General features: G+C 72.3%; 17 protein-coding genes and 2 pseudogenes. 12 read left to right on the top strand and 7 right to left on the bottom strand.

What is annotated here, in order from left to right:
* The first annotated feature begins 10 nt into the window (after nucleotides 1-10).
* The 5 genes from ACRAKI_RS19405 to ACRAKI_RS19385 all read left to right on the top strand — a co-directional run bounded on the left by ACRAKI_RS19405 (nucleotide 11) and on the right by ACRAKI_RS19385 (nucleotide 4,369).
* Nucleotides 11-889, top strand: coding sequence for a MerR family transcriptional regulator (locus ACRAKI_RS19405; RefSeq protein WP_447001917.1), 879 nt, complete (start codon nucleotides 11-13; stop codon nucleotides 887-889).
* A gap of 70 nt (nucleotides 890-959) precedes the next feature.
* Nucleotides 960-1,889 (top strand): ABC transporter ATP-binding protein, encoded by a 930-nt coding sequence (locus ACRAKI_RS19400; RefSeq protein WP_447001916.1) that lies wholly within the window; start codon nucleotides 960-962, stop codon nucleotides 1,887-1,889.
* Complete coding sequence (locus tag ACRAKI_RS19395) at nucleotides 1,882-2,742, top strand: hypothetical protein (protein ID WP_447001915.1); 861 nt, start codon at nucleotides 1,882-1,884, stop codon at nucleotides 2,740-2,742. Before ACRAKI_RS19400 ends, ACRAKI_RS19395 begins: the two co-directional genes overlap by 8 nt.
* Nucleotides 2,739-3,650, top strand: coding sequence for an ABC transporter ATP-binding protein (locus tag ACRAKI_RS19390; protein ID WP_447001914.1), 912 nt, complete (start codon nucleotides 2,739-2,741; stop codon nucleotides 3,648-3,650). The genes ACRAKI_RS19395 and ACRAKI_RS19390 overlap by 4 nt, the downstream gene beginning before the upstream one ends.
* Complete coding sequence (locus ACRAKI_RS19385) at nucleotides 3,647-4,369, top strand: ABC transporter permease (protein WP_447001913.1); 723 nt, start codon at nucleotides 3,647-3,649, stop codon at nucleotides 4,367-4,369. Before ACRAKI_RS19390 ends, ACRAKI_RS19385 begins: the two co-directional genes overlap by 4 nt.
* 72 nt (nucleotides 4,370-4,441) lie before the next feature.
* Here the strand turns inward: ACRAKI_RS19385 and ACRAKI_RS19380 are convergent, their stop codons facing one another.
* The 6 genes from ACRAKI_RS19380 to ACRAKI_RS19355 form a co-directional block, all read right to left on the bottom strand.
* Complete coding sequence (locus ACRAKI_RS19380) at nucleotides 4,442-5,986, bottom strand: FAD-dependent oxidoreductase (protein WP_447001912.1); 1,545 nt, start codon at nucleotides 5,984-5,986, stop codon at nucleotides 4,442-4,444.
* Entirely contained in the window at nucleotides 5,983-6,714 is a 732-nt protein-coding gene (locus ACRAKI_RS19375) for a class I SAM-dependent methyltransferase (protein ID WP_447001911.1), read from the bottom strand. The genes ACRAKI_RS19380 and ACRAKI_RS19375 overlap by 4 nt, the downstream gene beginning before the upstream one ends.
* Nucleotides 6,692-7,018: a lycopene cyclase domain-containing protein gene (locus ACRAKI_RS19370; RefSeq protein ID WP_447001910.1), complete on the bottom strand. Its 327-nt coding sequence runs from the start codon at nucleotides 7,016-7,018 to the stop codon at nucleotides 6,692-6,694. The genes ACRAKI_RS19375 and ACRAKI_RS19370 overlap by 23 nt, the downstream gene beginning before the upstream one ends.
* A complete protein-coding gene (locus ACRAKI_RS19365) occupies nucleotides 7,011-7,325 on the bottom strand; it encodes a lycopene cyclase domain-containing protein (protein ID WP_447001909.1) in 315 nt (104 codons plus the stop codon). The genes ACRAKI_RS19370 and ACRAKI_RS19365 overlap by 8 nt, the downstream gene beginning before the upstream one ends.
* Before the next feature lie 112 nt (nucleotides 7,326-7,437).
* Nucleotides 7,438-8,892, bottom strand: coding sequence for an SDR family oxidoreductase (locus ACRAKI_RS19360; RefSeq protein ID WP_447001908.1), 1,455 nt, complete (start codon nucleotides 8,890-8,892; stop codon nucleotides 7,438-7,440).
* 23 nt (nucleotides 8,893-8,915) lie between these two features.
* Nucleotides 8,916-9,191: a hypothetical protein gene (locus tag ACRAKI_RS19355; RefSeq protein ID WP_447001907.1), complete on the bottom strand. Its 276-nt coding sequence runs from the start codon at nucleotides 9,189-9,191 to the stop codon at nucleotides 8,916-8,918.
* Between the two features lie 628 nt (nucleotides 9,192-9,819).
* Between ACRAKI_RS19355 and ACRAKI_RS19350 the strand changes: the two genes are divergently transcribed.
* Nucleotides 9,820-10,566: an IPT/TIG domain-containing protein gene (locus ACRAKI_RS19350; protein WP_447001906.1), complete on the top strand. Its 747-nt coding sequence runs from the start codon at nucleotides 9,820-9,822 to the stop codon at nucleotides 10,564-10,566.
* A gap of 183 nt (nucleotides 10,567-10,749) precedes the next feature.
* Nucleotides 10,750-11,892, top strand: coding sequence for a cytochrome P450 (locus ACRAKI_RS19345; protein WP_447001905.1), 1,143 nt, complete (start codon nucleotides 10,750-10,752; stop codon nucleotides 11,890-11,892).
* A 148-nt stretch (nucleotides 11,893-12,040) separates the two neighbouring features.
* On the opposite strand, the gene ACRAKI_RS19340 is transcribed toward ACRAKI_RS19345, so the two are convergent.
* Complete coding sequence (locus ACRAKI_RS19340) at nucleotides 12,041-12,778, bottom strand: NPP1 family protein (RefSeq protein ID WP_447008456.1); 738 nt, start codon at nucleotides 12,776-12,778, stop codon at nucleotides 12,041-12,043.
* 528 nt (nucleotides 12,779-13,306) lie between these two features.
* On the opposite strand from ACRAKI_RS19340, the pseudogene ACRAKI_RS19335 reads away from it, so the two are divergent.
* The 5 genes and pseudogenes from ACRAKI_RS19335 to ACRAKI_RS19315 form a co-directional block, all read left to right on the top strand.
* Nucleotides 13,307-13,462 (top strand): annotated as a pseudogene (locus tag ACRAKI_RS19335) (RICIN domain-containing protein); the annotation flags it as partial.
* Between the two features lie 120 nt (nucleotides 13,463-13,582).
* A complete protein-coding gene (locus tag ACRAKI_RS19330; protein WP_447008455.1) occupies nucleotides 13,583-14,452 on the top strand; it encodes an aldo/keto reductase in 870 nt (289 codons plus the stop codon).
* Nucleotides 14,453-14,694: 242 nt separating this feature from the next.
* Nucleotides 14,695-15,546 (top strand): fumarylacetoacetate hydrolase family protein, encoded by an 852-nt coding sequence (locus tag ACRAKI_RS19325; protein ID WP_447001904.1) that lies wholly within the window; start codon nucleotides 14,695-14,697, stop codon nucleotides 15,544-15,546.
* Nucleotides 15,543-16,865: an L-fuconate dehydratase gene (locus ACRAKI_RS19320; protein WP_447001903.1), complete on the top strand. Its 1,323-nt coding sequence runs from the start codon at nucleotides 15,543-15,545 to the stop codon at nucleotides 16,863-16,865. Before ACRAKI_RS19325 ends, ACRAKI_RS19320 begins: the two co-directional genes overlap by 4 nt.
* Nucleotides 16,862-17,131, top strand: a pseudogene (locus tag ACRAKI_RS19315) (SDR family NAD(P)-dependent oxidoreductase); the annotation flags it as partial. The gene ACRAKI_RS19320 and the pseudogene ACRAKI_RS19315, both read left to right, overlap by 4 nt.

The raw sequence follows: 17,131 nt of genomic DNA, 5'->3' as shown, positions 1-17,131 counted from the left end.
CCCGCAGTCGATGAGCTGGACACCCCGCGCCGTCGCGGCGATGCTCGGCATCTCGCCGACCACGCTGCGCACGTGGGACCAGCGCTACGGGCTGGGGCCGTCCGACCGCACCGCCGGCGGTCACCGCCGCTACCGCGACGACGAAATCGACCAGTTGCGGCGCATGATCGCGCTGACCGCGCAGGGGGTCGCACCCGCCGACGCGGCCTGGCAGTCGCGGGAGCACGCCCCGGCCTCCCCGCAGCCGGCCAGGCCAGAACTCACCGCCGACGCGGCCCGGTCCGCTCGGCGCGGGTTCCTGACCGCCGCCGACCGGCTGGACGAGCCCCGGGTGCGCCGGCTGGCGGCCGAACTGATCACGGCGCACGGCGTCGTGGCGGCCTGGCAGGCGGTGCTGGCGCCATTCCTCATCGAGCTGGGCGAACGCGTGCACCGGCGCGGAGACGGGGTCGAGGTGGAGCACCTGGCCAGCGCGGGCCTGCTGCACGCGCTGCGCGCCGTGCCCTACCCGCACCGCGACGGCGTGCTGACCGCGTTGCTGTCGTGCGCGCCGGACGAACAGCACACGTTGGCGCTGGAAGCCCTCGGCGCCGCGCTGTCCGAAGAGGACCGCCTGTGGCGCAGCCTCGGCGCACGGGTGCCGCCGCCGGCGTTGCACGACGCGGTGGAGCGCTTGCGCCCGGCCGTGGTCGTGCTTTGGGCACACCACGTCGACTTCGCCGCAGCTGTGCCGATCGAGGACCTGCGCCGGAGCACGGGAGCGGTGGTGGTGGCCGGCCCCGGCTGGGATGGGCTCGCGCTGCCGGAGTCCGTGCGGCGGCCCGCCACGCTGACCGACGCCGTGCGCCTGATCGTGGACCCCGTCCGCGCCTCCGCCGCCGACCCCTAGGGGTCGAGGGACCGCCGGACTCAGGGGACGGCCGGATGTGGTGCGCGGACGGCGGCCATAGGGTCTTCGTGTGCCACTCATCGAGACCACAGCGCTGGGAATGCGCTACGACGGCAAGGTGACCGCCCTGGCGGACCTGACGTTGGACATCGAGGCGGGTGTCGTCGGCCTGGTCGGGGTCAACGGCGCGGGGAAGACCACGCTGATCAAGCTCGCGCTGGGGCTGCTCACGCCCACCAGCGGGCGGATCCGCGTGCTCGGACTCGACCCGGTCGCCGACGGGGAGCAGGTTCGGGCGAAGGTCGGCTACATGCCCGAGCACGACTGCCTGCCGCCGGACATGGTCGCCGCCGAGTTCGTCACGCACATGGCCCGGGTCAGCGGTCTGCCCGCCGCGGCGGCGCGGGAGCGGGCGTCGGAGACGTTGCGGCACGTGGGGCTCTACGAGGAGCGCTACCGCCGGATCGGCGGCTACTCCACCGGCATGAAGCAGCGGGTCAAGCTCGCCCAGGCGCTGGTCCACGACCCCGAACTGCTGCTGCTCGACGAACCCACCAACGGGCTCGACCCGGCGGGCAGGCGGGCGATGCTCGACCTGGTGCACCGCATCGGCACCGAGTTCGGCATCTCGGTCGTGGTCTGCTCCCACCTGCTCGGCGAGATCGAGCGCATCTGCACGTCGCTGGTCGCCATCGACGCGGGCACCCTCCTGCGCTCGGCGACGCTGTCGTCGATGACCGAGCACAACGACCTGCTCGTCGTCGAGATCGACGAGGGCGCCGAACGGCTGGCCGCCGCGCTCACCGCCGCAGGCCTGGACGTGCGCCGTGAGAACCGCGTGCTGACCGTCCGCCTCGGCGAGGACAACGGCGCGGTGTACGACCTCATCCGGGACGCCGTCGCGGACCTCGATCTCTGCCTGCACCGGCTGGAACGCCAGCGGCACCAGGTCGCCGACCTGTTCCGCGACCGTCCGGCCGAGGAGGTGTCCCATGTCTGAGTCCGGCGTCATCCACGACATCGGCTACCAGCGCTACACCGGCCCGAGGCTCGGCCGCGGCTACTCGGCCCGCGCGCTGTACGTCCACAGTGTCCGCAGCGCCTACGGCATCGGCCGCAGCCCGTGGGCGAAGGTGCTGCCGATGGGGCTGATCGGCCTGGCCGGCATCGCGTCGCTGATCATCGTGATCATCAACAGCCAGTCGCCCGAGCCGGTGCTCGACTACGTCGGCATCGCCTCCACCTTCACCTTCGCCGCGACGGTGTTCGTCGCCGTGGTCGCGCCCGAGCTGGTGTCGGTCGACCTGCGCACGAACCTGCTGCAGCTGTACCTGTCCCGCCCGTTGGGCCGGTCGAGCTACGCGCTGACGAAGGTCGCCGCGCTGGCCACCGCGACGTTCCTGCTGCTCGCGGCGCCCATGCTGATCATGTTCATCGGCATGGCCTTCAGCACCGACGACGGCGTCCCGGGGGTGCTGGAGGAGGTCGGCGGGCTGCTCGTCGGCCTCGTCGCCGCGGCGGTCCACGCCGCGCTGCTGGCGGCGCTGGCACTGCCGATCGCCTCGCTGTCGGGGCGCCGGGTGTTCGCCACCGGCATGATCATGGGCGTCTTCCTGCTCACCGCCCCGATCTCGGGTGTCCTGAGCGAACTCGACTCCGGGACGATCGGCCGGCTCGCCGGGCTGCTCGACCCGACGAGGCTGCTCAACGGCGTGGACCAGTGGCTGTTCGGAGCGGACGTCCGCCTCGTCGCGATCGGCTCGATGGGACCGGTGTACGGCCTGGTCGCGGTCGCGCTGGCCGCGCTCGGCACGACGGCCGCCGTGTGGCGGTACAAGGGGATGAAGTCATGAACACCGTCGAACTCGCGGGCGTCTCCCGCTGGTACGGCAACGTGGTCGCGGTCAACGACGTGACCCTGTCGATCGGCCCCGGACTGACCGGCCTCCTCGGCCCCAACGGCGCGGGCAAGACCACCGTGCTGCACCTGATGGCGGGCCTGCTGGCCCCGTCGCAGGGCACGGTCGTGATCGGCGGTGAGCCCGCGTGGGCCAACCCCGCCATGTACCGCAAGCTCGGCCTGGTGACCGAGCGCGAGAGCGTGCCGGGATTCCTCACCGCGTGGGAGTTCGTGCTGGCCGGCGCCAAGCTGCACAAGCTCCCCGACCCGGCGGCCGCCGCCCGCGCCGCGCTGGACACCGTGGACCTGCGCGACGCGCAGGACCGCCGGATCTCCACCTACTCCAAGGGGATGCGCCAGCGGAGCCGGGTCGCCGCGGCGCTGGTGCACAACCCGGACGTGCTGCTGCTGGACGAGCCGTTCAACGGCATGGACCCCCGGCAGCGGATGCACATGATGGAGCTGCTCGACGGCATGGCGGCGGAGGGCCGGACCATCGTGTTCAGCTCCCACATCCTGGAGGAGGTCGAGCAGCTCTCCGGCACCGTGCAGGTGATCGTGGCGGGCAGGCTCGCCGCCTCCGGCGACTACCGGCACATCCGGCGGCTGATGACCACCCGTCCGCACGTGTTCACCATCGCCTCCTCCGACGACCGCCTCCTCGCGACAGCGCTGATGGCGGAGCCGTCGGTCTCCGGGGTGAGCATCGCCGCGGCGGGCCTCCAGGTGCACACCAGCGACTACGGCACCTTCACCCGCACCCTGGCCAAGCTCGCCAAGGAGCGGGACATCCGGCTGACCACGATCCTGCCTTCGGACGAGTCCCTCGAGAAGGTCTTCTCCTACCTGGTGACCACATGAACCCGACGATCATCGCCCTCACGGCGAGGGCGCTCCTCGGCCGCAGGCGCGTGCTGCTGCTGCTCCCCATGCCGATCATCCTGATCGGGCTGACCCTGCTGGGCGTCGCCGGCGAGGACGAGTACGTGACGCCGTCCGACTGGGGCCCGCTGGTCTTCTCCAACCTCGGACTCTCGGTCATCCTGCCGCTGACCGCGCTGATCGTCGGCAGCAGCGTGCTCGGCCTGGAGATCGACGACGGAACCATCACCCACCTGATCACCAAGCCGCTGCCGCGCTCGGAGATCATCCTGTCCAAGCTCCTGGTGGCCTGGCTGGTGACCACCGTGGCCACCGCCCTGCCGCTGGCCGTCGCGGCCCTGGTCGCGGGCTCCGGCACGCTGGCGGGCGGCCTGGTCGTCGGCACGGCCCTCGGCGCGTTGGCCTACAGCGCCCTGTTCCTCGCGCTGAGCGTGATGGCCAAGCGCCCGGTCGCGGTCGGCCTGATCTACATCGTGCTGTGGGAGAACCTGCTGGTGTCGTTCGTCGACGGCGCCCGCGTGTTCAGCATCCGCCGGCACGCGACGGCCATCGCGGACGCGATCGGCGACACCCCGCTGATCTCCTCGACGATGTCGGTGGCGACCGCGTTGACCATGGCGTCGGTGTTCGTCGTGGCGGGCACGGTAGCGGCCACCCGGCGGTTGCGGTCGTTCGCGCTGACAGGAGAGGCGAACTAGGTCCCGGTGCGGGCGCGGCGAGGTCGTGACCGGACCGGCGCGACCTCGCCACGCCCCGCACCGGGACACGGCCTACGCCCGGCTGCCTGTCGCAGGGGTCCGGCCCCAACGGCGGGCGACGGTGCGCAGCACGGGCCCCCGACCGGCGGTGGGCACGCTCCACAGCTCCGTCCCGGCCACGCCCCACCGGCCCAGCAGCCGGTTCGCCGCCGCGAACCCCGTGGTCGCCGCGCGTTCCATCAGCGCGACGGGCAGATCGATCCGCACCAGGTCGCCCGCCAGCACGACGAAGTCGTCCGGGGTGCGCACGGTGGGGCGCTGGGCGAAGCCGCCGGCGGGGAACAGCGGGCAGTCGGCGCGCAGCTCGTGGCGTTCGTCCACGACACCCGCGCGCTTGGTCTCGGGGTAGACCTCGGTGAGCTGCTCCCACAGCCGCGCGCGGGGATCGGGTTCGTCGGACGGCAGGGCGTACCCGTGCAGCTCCACGACCGAACCGCCGGTGCGCGCGGCCCACGCCCGAGCCTCGTGCTCGTAGTGGTTCAGCACGCTCACGTTGTCCAGCAGGCCGTAGCCGCTGGTGCCGAGGAAGCCCGGCCGGTCCGGGTCCACCGGTCGGTCGAGCCAGTACCGCGACACCAGGAACGGCGGCGCGGTGCGCAGGTCCGCGATCCGCTCGCGCCACGCCGCGTCGCCGAGGCCGGGTGACGCGGCGACGACCCGGCGCAGACCGGGCACGTCGGCGGCCAGCACGACGGCGTCCGCGTCGAGCACGTCGCCCGACACGTCCACCGCGAACCGCTTGGACCCGCCCGGCTCCACCGACCGCACTTCGACACCCCTGCGCACGGTGGCGCCCAGCTCGGCGAGGTGGCGGCCGAGCGGCTCCCACAGGCCGTGCGGGAACGGGTCTGCCGCCACGTCGAACAGCAGCCCTTCCGCCGAGCCGAGGAAGTAGATGTGGAACATCACCGCCAGCTCTGCCGCCGACATGCTGCTCGGATGGGCGAAGAAGCTGCGCGAGAACACCTCGAACGCCAGCACGTGCGCGGGCTTGGGGAAGCGGATCCGCTCCAGGTAGGTCGCCGCGTCCAGCCCGTCGAGCTCCCGGTAGACCTCGGGCACCGACACGTCCAGCAGCGGCAGGGCGGCGCGCGCGTCCACGGACGGCAGGTCGGACCACCGGAACGTCGGGCTGCGGCGCAGGAAGGCCAGCGCGTTCCACGGCAAGGTGGTGGGCAGCCCGGCGAACCCGTCCCGGTGCCCGCCGGTGTGCCACAGCGGGTAGTCAGGCAGGCCGACCAGCGCCCCACCACCGGGGTCGACCCGGCGCAGCAACGCGCGGAGGTTGTAGTACTGCCGGAAGAACGCGTGGAAGCCGCGGGTCATCGTGACCTCGCTGCCGTCGGCGAGCCGGGTCGGCCACCCGCCCACCCGGCCGCCGAGGTGGTGCTCGCGCTCGCACACCACGACCCTGGCGCCGCGCTCGGCCAGGATGGTCGCGGCGGCCAGTCCCGCGATGCCCGCGCCGACCACGACCACCGTGGGGACGTCCCCGTCGAACCTCGCGCGTCCGGCCGGCGCTGAGACTCGCACCGCCTTGGGGTCTCGGAAGGTCACGAGTGCTCCCGCGCCGGCGCCCGGCCGATGAAGGTGTGCACGGCGCCGAGCTGCCCGCCCGGCACCGGACGGCTCCGCACGCCGACGAACCCGTTGCGCCGCAGTCGGTCCCGCAGCGCGCTCGCGCCGTCGAACCGCAGCACGCTGCGCCACAGGTAGGTGTAGAGCGTGCGGTCGCGGGTGAGCAGCAGACCGGCCGGTACGACGACGAGCCCGCACAGTGCGGTCCAGATCGCCGTGCGCAGCAGGGAGTCGCGCACCGAGTACTCGTGCACGACGAGGGGCGCCCCCGGCTTCAGCAGCCCGTGGACGGCGCGCAGCGTGGCATCGGGGTCGGGCAGGTTGCGCACGAGGTAGGCGGCGAACACGGCGTCGAACGGCCCGCTCACGTCCAGGTCCTCGGCGCGGCTGTGCACGAACGTGACGGTGTCGGGCCACCGCTTGGCCCGTGCCCGCGCGAGCATCCCGGCCGACGCGTCCACCGCGACGATCTCGGCGTCCGGGCACACGTCGAGCAGCGCGGCGGTCGACGCACCCGTGCCGCAGCCCAGGTCCAGCACGCGCGGCCCGGCTCCGCCTCCTCCCGGACCGGACGGCCGCAGACCGAGCGCTCGCGCGGACGTCCGCAACGCCCGGTGATAACCGGGGTTCATGCCGACCAGCAGGTCGTAGTCCTTCGCCGCGACGTCGAACGACCCCGACACCTCAGTGGCGGTCAACCGCGTCATGCGCACTCCTCGCCCGCTCCCACAGCAGCAGCACCGCGGTCACCATCGTGAAGCCGTACAGGAAGTCCTCGACCGGGATGTCCCAGGGCACCCGCACACCGCTGATCGCCCAGTCCGCGTACAGCACGATGGGCGCGTCGAGCTTGGTCAGCCACCCGTCCACCGGGACCTGGAAGCCGAGCACGATCACCATCGTGACCCAGTACGCGGGGCGTCGGAACAACCCCGTGCGCAGCACCAGCAGTTCCAGCAGCACCACCAGGACAGCCGTCGTCAGCGCGGCCAGCAGGTACTCCCTAGCCATCGCGCAACAACCGGCGGACGGCCTCGTAGGTCAGCAACGCGCACAGTGGGATGGCCACGAAGAACAACACCTCTTCGATCGGGAGGACGCCGCCCAGCACCACACCCGTCGTGCCGTCGCGGTGGAAGCTCCAGTGCCCGCGTGCGATCGCCACCACGTCCCAGACGACCAGGACCAGCAACACGGGCAGGACGGCGCGGACCACGTCCCGCCCACGGCGGTACACGCCGCGTCCCATCCACTCCAGCGGCGCGGTGACGAGCAAACACGCGGCCAGCACGGCCAAGTACTCGTACTGGCTTCTCATCGCACCTCCGTGGCTCCACCTCTCGTCGACAGTAGAAGCGCACGGGCGGTTCCGCATGACAAGCGGTCGCCGCGGCTCACGGACCGTCGCGCGGCGGTCGTCCGGCGTCCGGTCAGGTCCGGATTCCCTGTTCCGCGGCTCCGGTGATGTTGTGGACCATCCCCCCGAACACCACGCCGTGGAACGGTGCGATGGACTTCCAGTACAGGTGCCCGGCGAGCCCGTGCGGTTCGAAGATCGCGCGCTGGGTGTAGGTCGCGCCGCGCTCGTGCGGGGTGACCGTGAGTTCGAGCCAGGCCCTGCCGGGGACGCGCATCTCGGCGCGCAGCCGCAGCAGGTGTGGGCGGTCGATGTGCTCGACCCGCCACCAGTCGAGCGCCTCGCCCGTGTGCAGGAGGTGCGGGTGGCGCCGGCCGCGGCGGAGCCCCGCGCCGCCGGCGACGCGGTCTATCCAGCCGCGCACCGACCAGGCGAGTGGGAACGAGTACCAGCCGTGCTCGCCGCCGATCGACTCCACGACCTGCCACAGGGTGTCGGCGTCGGCGGTGGTGCGCCGTTCGCGGCGATCGACGTAGACGCTGCCGCCGGACCACTCCGGATCGGTGGGCAGCGGATCGGATGGTGCGCTCGCGTCGGACCAGCGGGTGGGCACGTCCGCGTTCCGGATCCGGGTCAGCGCGAGTTCGACCGCGGTCCCGTAGTGGGTGAGGCCGCCGTCCGGGTCCGGGATGTGCCCGGCGATGTCGTGGTCGTGGCGGACGACCTCGTGGATGAGCGACTCGATCAGCGGCACGGCGATGCTGCGGGGGACCGGTGTGACGAGGTTGACCCATTGCGCGGACAGCCAGGGGGTGAGCACGGGCACCGACAGGATGAGCCGCCTGGGCAGGCCGGCGACGACCGCGTACCGGCGCATCATCTCGTAGTAGGTGAGCACGTCGGGTCCGCCGATGTCGAAGGCGCGGTTGACGGCGCGGTCGTCCCCAGCGGGCAGGTCCGCCGCCCGGGTCAGGTAGTGCAGCACGTCGCGCACCGCGATCGGCTGAATCCGGTTGTGCACCCACCTCGGGGTGACCATCGCCGGGAGGCGTTCGGTCAGGTAGCGCAGGATCTCGAAGCTCGCGGAGCCGGAGCCGATGATGATCGCCGCCCGGAGCACGACGGTGGGCACGCCGGACTTGAGCAGGATCTCGCCCACTTCCCGGCGTGAAGCCAGGTGCGGGGACAGCTCTCCGGTGTCCGGGGCGATGCCGCCCAGGTACACGATCCGCGTGACGCCCGCGGCGGCGGCCTCCTGCGCGACCAGTCGGGCCGCGGCGCGGTCCACGTCGACGAAGTCGTGCAGGTGCAGCGAGTGGACCAGGTAGAACACGACATCCCGGCCCCGCATCGCCTCGGCGACGCTCCCCGCGTCGGTCACGTCGCCGGTGACGATCTCGGCCCGGTCGCGCCACGGCACGTCCGCGAGCTTCCGCGTGTCCCGGGCGACGGCGCGGACCTCGTGCCCGGCGGCGAGCAGTTCCGGGACGAGGCGACCGCCGATGTACCCCGTCGCCCCGAACACCACGCACCGCGTCGGTGCCCCGCCGTTCACCGGACGCCGTCGCGCACGTCGTGCCGGACAGCGCCGGTGGTCTCGGTGGTGTCGGCGGTGACCCGGTGGTCGTCCCTGCGGGCGCCGGACGCGTGCCGGCCCCCGCCGAACCGCACCGAGCGGCACAGGGACCGGCCTGGCCGGACCTCCGGGCAGGAGGGCTGCGGCACCGGGAACGCCCGGTCCAGCCGGAACCCGTCGACCGGGTCCGTGCGCACTCGACCACCGACCTCGACAAGCCCCGCCCCGACGACCACGATGTCCGGTTCCACCACGGCGTCCTTCCTGCTCCCGACGTGTCGAGGCCAGTACACCGCAGCGACCGCGAGACGGCACGACGACGGGTCCACCTGTCGGTGCCTCCGAGGGACCGCCCGGCTGCTCGCCCGGACCCGGACGCCGGCCTGGTGGTCCGCTCCCCTCCATTGTGGACTGGTGACGGCCATGGGGGTCCGCCCTCCCCGCCGCCGATCAGTAGGCCACCGTCCGCGCCACCGTCCGCGCCACCGTCCGCGTCACCGGCCGGCGCACCCCGGTGGACGGTGCCACGAGCGATCGCCATGGCCGTGCTCGTGCCGCCCTCGCGTGGAATACCCGGATAACCGCGATCCGACGTTGCGCCATTGGGCTGCACGACCTCCTTGCGGTGACTCGAAGCCGGGCAATTGGGTCACCGAAACGAGCTTGACCTGCACGAACGGGTAGTCCGCCACCCCGGCGAGGACCGCCCCGCTGCGACGTTCGGGTGACTCCTGTAATGAACCCGCCACCCGCCGCGAAACGTCATGCGCAGCGACCCCTGCTCACCGCTGCGCGCTGTGTCGTCCGACCGGCCGAGTCCTCTCGCGGCCGGGGTAGTGCCCCTGCCCGCGCCCCGCCCGAACGGCCCGAGGAGACAACGTGCCGCGGTCGACAAGACGCCTCTCCACCCTGTTCCTGGCGCTCCTCACCGTCGCCGGCTCCGCTGCGGGGTACTCCTCCGCCCAGCCGTCGCCCGCGACGCCGCGCCCCGCGAGCACGCCCGCCCCGGCGCAGGCCGAGGCACAGGCGGAGCCGCCACCCGGTCCGGCGTCCTACGCCTACGACGCCCTCGGCCGACTCGTCGGCGTGGTCACCGCGGACGGCTCGGTCGCCCGCTACCGCTACGACGCGGTGGGCAACACCACCGGCGTCGAACGGCTCGGCACCCCCGCCGTCGCGATCCTGTCGGCCGTGCCCGGCCGCGTCCGCCCCGGCGACTCCGTCACGGTCACCGGCAAGGGCTTCGCCGCCACCGGCACCAGCGCCCGGTTCAACGGCACGTCCGGCGCGGTCACCTCCGCCGCACCGGACAAGCTCGTCGTCACAGTCCCCGAAGGCGCCACCAGTGGTCCGCTCTCGGTCATCTCGCCGCACGGCACGGCCACCCTCGACGGCATCCTCGTCATCGGCGACGACCGGCCCGCGCTCGCCGACTTCACCCCGAAGACCGCCACGTCCGGCACGGCCGTCACGCTGAGCGTCGCCAACACCGACCCCGAGTTCGCCAACAACCTGGTGCGGATCAACGGCCTGCTCGCCCCGGTCACCGCCCGCACCGGCACCAGCCTCACCGTCACGGTCCCGCCCGGCACGGCGCGCGCCGAGCACCCGGCTGCCCGTCGTTGACATAGAGTGATCATCTAGTAACACTGGGTCTCATCAACGATGAGGAGCCTGTGGTGAAACTGCTCAAGAGGATCGTGCGTCGTCGTCGCTTCGCCAATCTCGGGTACTACTCCTACCCGCCGGTGTGACCCGGTCCTCCTCCCGGGTCGCCGACTCCGGCGGCCCGGGAAGGACCCCACCGGCATGAGGGATCCGCGTCGAGCGCTGACCGTCCTGGCGCGAAGCGGTGGTGGCGTGGTCGAGCTGCACCCCGGCGCGTGGCTGGTGACCGATCTCGCGGCCACGGAGCGGCTGCTGGCGAGCAGGCACGCGCTGACCGCCAGGACCGAGCAGGGCACGGCCGCGACGTCCTGGGGCCCGGACGGGCTGCGGCTCTGGATGGCGGCACGCCGGGCCATGCACCCCGAGCTGACCGCGTCCGCCGTCGCCCGGTTCGCCCCGGTGATCAGCTCGCACGCGCGGCACGCCGTCACCGGGTGGGCGTCGGCGGCGAGCTTCGACGTGCTGGGTGGAGCGGTCGACCTGATGTCGACGGTCAACACCCACTACGTCCTGGGCGGTACCTCCCCGACCCTCGCCCGGCTGGTGGGGGAGGAGCTGTCGGCCGCGGAACGGGCGCGCCCGCCACTACCCCGCCGACGTCGTCTGCTGCGTGCCCAGCTCGCCGCCCACACCGCCGTCCGCGAGCACCTCCGCGCTCGGACGCCCTCGGCCGGGCTCGTCGCCACGTTGGCCGGTGCGGGCCTCGACGAGCGGACCACCGCGTTGGCGGTGCGCACGATGCTGTTGTCGAGCCACCACGTCCCGGCCGCGGCCCTGGCATGGGCGCTGCACGAACTCTCCCTGCACCCCGACGTCCAGGAGCGGGTGCGGGGCGAAGTGGCGACCCATCCGGACCCCGGCGGCGCCGACCTGCCGCTGTGCGGGGCCGTCGTCCGCGAGGTCCTGCGCCTGCACCCGCCCGTGTGGCAGCTGCGGCGGGTGCTCGACGCCTCCGTCCTGGACTTCCCGGCCGGTGCCGAGCTGCTGTTCAGCCCATACGTCAACCAGCGGGACGAGTCCGGCCACCCCCACCCCGACCGGTTCGACCCGGACCGTTGGCGCCCGACCTCCCGCCCGACCCCCGGCGCTTACCTGCCCTTCGCGCTGGGCCCCCGCTTCTGCCCTGGCTCCCACCTGGCCACGGCCGAACTCGTCGTCGCCCTCGCGACCGTCCTCGCCACCCACCACGTGCTGCCACACCGCGCCCCCACGTCCTCACGGGGTGTCCTGAACGCGCCGCGCGGCCTCCGGCTGGCCCTCGTCCCGCACGGGCGACGCCGGTGAACGCCGCCGCTCGTGCGGGGCGGTGTCGACCAGCCGGTGGGCGGCTTTCCGAGCCGCCGGACGGAGCACGACCGGGCGGCCACGATCCCGTGCACCGACGACGACCGCGGCTACCGACGACATGGGCGTCGGTAGCCGCGGCGTTCCGTCAGGCGTTGGGGTCGAACGGGATGCCGCTCGGCTTGGCCAGGCCGAGGTTGTAGGCGAAGGCGCTGTCCTTGATGGCCAGGCTCGCGCTGCCGAAGTCGGCGTTCACCAGGATGTCCCGGATGCCGGCGGGGAAGTGGTCCCAGCTCACCAGGTCGGGGTACTGCCAGGCGCGGTAGTGGTTCTCGGGCTGCTCGGTCGCGCCCGCGAGGCGGAAGCAGTGCGTGCCCGCGCCGTCCTTGTGGTAAACGATCTTGGGGTGTGTGCCCTCCCACGCGACCCGGGAACGCGGGTAGGTCGAGTAGCGGCCGTGGGCGGACGTCGAGACGTACTGCGCCTGGTCGCCGCTGACCCACACGACCACGTGCTCGATGTCGTGCCGGTGACCGCAGCAGTCGATCAGCGGCACGGCCTGGTCCTTCTCGAAGTACAGGTCGTAGAGGTAGGCGCACCAACCGTTGTTGCACTTGGAGCGGGAGTACGAGTTCGTGTTGTCCAGGTCGGACCGGTCGCGGCACTGACCGTTGAGAGCGCCCGAGTTCTTCAGGCCGGTGGCCACCGCGCCGGTCGGCGAGATCGCGGGGGTCGGATAGCAGCCATCGGTGTCGTAGTCGAACGCGGGCTGCCACTTGGCGTCGGCGGCGGCCGAGGACGCGGGCAGCGCGAGCGGGGGTTCGGCCCACGCGATCGCGGGGGCGAGCGCCGTGAGCAGGGTCGCGCCGACCAGCGCGCCCAGCAGTCTGAAGGCGGTCCGCCTCGCGCTCGTGCGGGAGGTCCTACGGGTCTGATTCGCAGACTGGGCGGTCACCACGACCACGCCCTCCATCCGGTGTCGAGTGGCACGGCGGCGGAACCGGCCGCTGACATGGAGATCATCGGCCGGCACCGAAGGTTCCCGGCACAGGCCCGACACCGTCAACCCGCCGATGGTCGCTCCTGGGCGAACAGGCGGGGAACATCTGCGAACGACCGGCGACCTCGACGCTGACCACTTCCGGCCGTCTCGTGGTGATCAGCAGCCGGAAGTGCGCCCACTCCGCAGTTGCGTGGCCGAGACCGTACGGTCCGCTTACATCGGAGGAGTTACTTGTCAAACCCGAGAGGTGTCAGCAGGATACCTATCTGATGGGGTATAGATCCGATGTCTAGTGCCATCGGCGGCTCATGAAGGGCGACCAACGGCACCGCTGTGCAGATCGCCGACTGCAACCGCAGCTCCGGGCAGCGGTGGGTCTCGACAGCCCGAACGGCCTGATCGTCGGCAACGGTGGTCGCTTGCCTGGACGCGGCGGGCGGCTCGTCGAGGGAGGGCGCGGCACTGGTGCTGTGGACCTGCACGGGCAGTCCACACCAGGTGTGGACGCTCCGGCCCGACGGCTCCATCACCGGCGCTGGCGGCAAGTGCGTCGACGTGGCCAACGGCGGCACCGGCGCGCCGGAACCACCTCCAGCTCCGGACGTGCAACGGAGCCGCGGCGCAGGAATGGAGCTCGTGACCTCGTGCACGACACCACCGACTTCCACCCGACCTCCGGGAGCACCGTTGCAGGAACTTCCACGCCGCCCGCTCGGCACCACCGGCGTCACCGTGACCGAACTCGGCTTCGGCGCCGCCCCGATCGGCAACCTCTACCGCGCCCGACCGGACGACGTCGCCCGCGCGGCGGTCGACGCGGCCTGGGCGGAAGGGGTGCGGTACTTCGACACCGCCCCCCACTACGGGCTGGGCCTGTCCGAACGGCGGCTCGGCGCCGCGTTGGCGAGCCGTCCGCGCGACGACTACGTCATCTCGACGAAGGTCGGACAACTGCTCGAACCGAACCCCGCGCCCACGGGCTCCGACCTCCCGCACGGCGGGTTCGACGTCCCCGACGACCTCACGCGCGTGCGCGACTACAGCGCGGACGGAGTGCTGCGCAGCATCGAGACCAGCCTGGAGCGGCTGGGGGTCGACCGGATCGACATCGTGCTCGTCCACGACCCCGACGACCACGTCGACCAGGCGCTGGCCGAGGCCGTGCCCGCACTGGCCGCCCTGCGCGAGCAGGGGGTCGTCGGCGCGGTCGGGCTGGGGATGAACCAGTGGCAGGCGTCGCTGCGGGCGGTCCGGGAGACCGACGTCGACGTCGTCATGGTCGCCGGCCGCTGGACCCTCGTGAACCGCACCGCGCGGCCCCTCCTCGACACGTGCGCCGAATGCGGCGTCTCCGTCCTGGCCGCCGCACCGTTCAACTCGGGCCTCCTGGCCCGACCCGGCCACCGGACGACGCCCACTTCGACTACGGACCCGCACCGGACCACGTGCGCACGGCAGCACGAGCGTGGGCCGAAGCCTGTGAACGGCACGGGACCACGCTGCCGCACGCCGCCATGGCGTTCTCGCTGCGCCACCCGGCCGTCGCCTCCGTGGTGACCGGCCTCGGCGCCGTCGACCACGCCCACGCCGCCGCGCGGTGGGTTCGCCTGCCGGTGCCGGACGACGTGTGGAAGAGCGGCGGATGAGCCGGTCGTCGACGGCCCCGAGGCGGTTGGGGCTGCTCAGACAGTCACCGCGACTGCAATACATCCGATCTATTTGGCGGCTTCCATTGCGCACCTCAGGACACCGGTATACCTTTCGCGCATAGGTCCGATGTATGGCGGGGATGGTGTCGAGTGATCTTGCTTCGAGTAGGAGCGGTGGGAGCCGAGCGTCCGGCAGTGCTGGACGACAACGGGGACGTGCGGGACGTCTCCGGGGTGGTGTCCGACATCGACGGCGGGTTGTTCGGTGGTGACGGCCTGGACCGGATTCGGACGGCACTGGCCGCCGGCGCGCTCCCGGTGGTCGATCCCGGGGAGCGGATCGGGCCGCCGGTCGCCCGTCCGGGCAAGGTCGTCTGCATCGGCCTGAACTACTCCGACCACGCCGCCGAGACCGGTGCGCCGCTGCCCGCGGAACCGGTCGTGTTCTTCAAGGCTCCCAACGCGGTGGTCGGTCCGAACGACCGCGTGCTCGTGCCGAGGGGGAGCGTCAAGACCGACTGGGAGGTCGAGCCGGCGGTCGTCATCGGCCGCACGGCTCGTTACCTCGACACCCACGCCGAGGCGATGGTGTGCGTCGCGGGTTACGCGATCTCCAACGACGTGTCGGAACGTGAGTTCCAGCTCGAACGCGGCGGGCAGTGGGACAAGGGCAAGTCCTGCGAGACGTTCAACCCGCTGGGCCCGTGGCTGGTGACGGCCGACGAGGTGCCCGACCCGCAGGCCTTGGGCTTGCGGTTGTGGGTCAACGGGACGCCCCGCCAGGACGGCAAGACCTCCGACATGGTGTTCGGCGTCGCCGAGATCGTCCGGTACCTGTCGAGGTTCATGGTCCTGGAGCCCGGTGACGTGATCAACACCGGCACGCCGGCGGGCGTCGCCCTCGGCATGCCGGACCCGAAGCCGTACCTGCGGGCGGGTGACGTGGTGGAGGTCGAGATCGACGGTCTCGGGAGGCAGCGGCAGGAGGTGGGGCAGGCATGAGGCCGACCATCACCGGGCTGACGACGCACGACCTCCGGTTCCCGACCTCGCGCGAGCTGGACGGTTCCGACGCGATGAACCCGGACCCGGACTACTCCGCCGCCTACGTCGTGATCACGACCGACGCCCCCGACGGCTTGGAGGGCCACGGTTTCGCGTTCACCATCGGCCGGGGCAACGACGTGCAGGCCGTGGCCATCGACGCGGTGAAGCACTACGTGGTCGGCCGGGACCTGGAGTCCGTGGTGGACGGCATGGGTCGGGTGTACCGCGAGATGGTGTACGACTCGCAGCTGCGCTGGCTGGGCCCCGAGAAGGGGGTCATGCACATGGCGATCTCCGCCGTGGTGAACGCCCTCTGGGACCTCAAGGCCAAGCGCTCGGGCAAGCCGCTGTGGCTGCTGCTGTCGGAACTCAGCCCGGAGCAGCTGGTCGAGCTGGTCGACTTCCGGTACCTCACCGACGCGCTCACCCCCGCCGAGGCGCTGGACATCCTGGTCCGCGCCGAGCCCGGCCGCGCCGCGCGCCGGGAGGAGCTGCTGGCCTCCGGTTACCCGGCCTACACCACGTCACCCGGGTGGCTGGGCTACGACGACGCCAAGCTGCGCCGGCTGTGCCGGGAAGCGGTCGCGGACGGGTTCACCCAGATCAAGCTCAAGGTCGGGGCCGACGTGGCGGACGACATCCGCCGCATGCGGATCGCGCGCGGCACGGTCGGCCCGGACATCCGCATCGCCGTCGACGCCAACCAGCGCTGGGACGTGGGCACCGCGATCGAGTGGGTGCGCGAGCTGGCGCCGTTCGACCCGTGGTGGGTCGAGGAGCCGACCAGCCCCGACGACGTGCTCGGCCACGCCGCCATCGCCCAGGCCATCGCGCCCATCGGCGTGGCCACGGGGGAGCACGTGCAGAACCGCGTGGTGTTCAAGCAGTTCCTGCAAGCGGGTGCGCTTTCGTACTTGCAGATCGACGCCGCGCGCGTGGCGGGTGTCAACGAGAACATCGCGATCCTGTTGCTGGCGGCCAAGTTCGGCGTGCCCGTGTGTCCGCACGCGGGCGGTGTCGGGCTGTGCGAGCTGGTGCAGCACCTGTCCATGTTCGACTACGTGGCGCTGTCCGGGTCGATGGAGAACCGGGTGATCGAGTACGTCGACCACCTGCACGAGCACTTCGTGGACCCCGTGCGGATCGTGGACGGGCGCTACGCCGCGCCGTCCGCGCCGGGCTTCAGCGCGGCCATGCACCCCGACACCATCACCCGCTTCGCCTACCCGACCGGTCCGGTGTGGTCGGCGGCCGACCGGCGGAGCGCGTCATGACCGACTTCACCGGACTCCGCGCCGTGGTCACCGGCGGTGCGTCGGGCATCGGCCTGGCCACCGCGATGCTGCTTGCCCGTCGCGGCGCGGCGGTCGCCTGCCTCGACCTGAACCCCCAGGACGTCCCCGGACCCCTGATCGGCATCGTCGTGGACGTGAGCGGCACCGCGTCGGTCAGCAAGGCGGTCGACCAGGCCGCCGACCAGCTCGGCGGGCTGGACGTGCTGGTCAACAACGCGGGCATCGGCGCACAGGGGACCGTCGAG

Source organism: Saccharothrix isguenensis (assembly GCF_052936305.1).
This window is presented reverse-complemented; position numbering and strand designations above follow the sequence as displayed.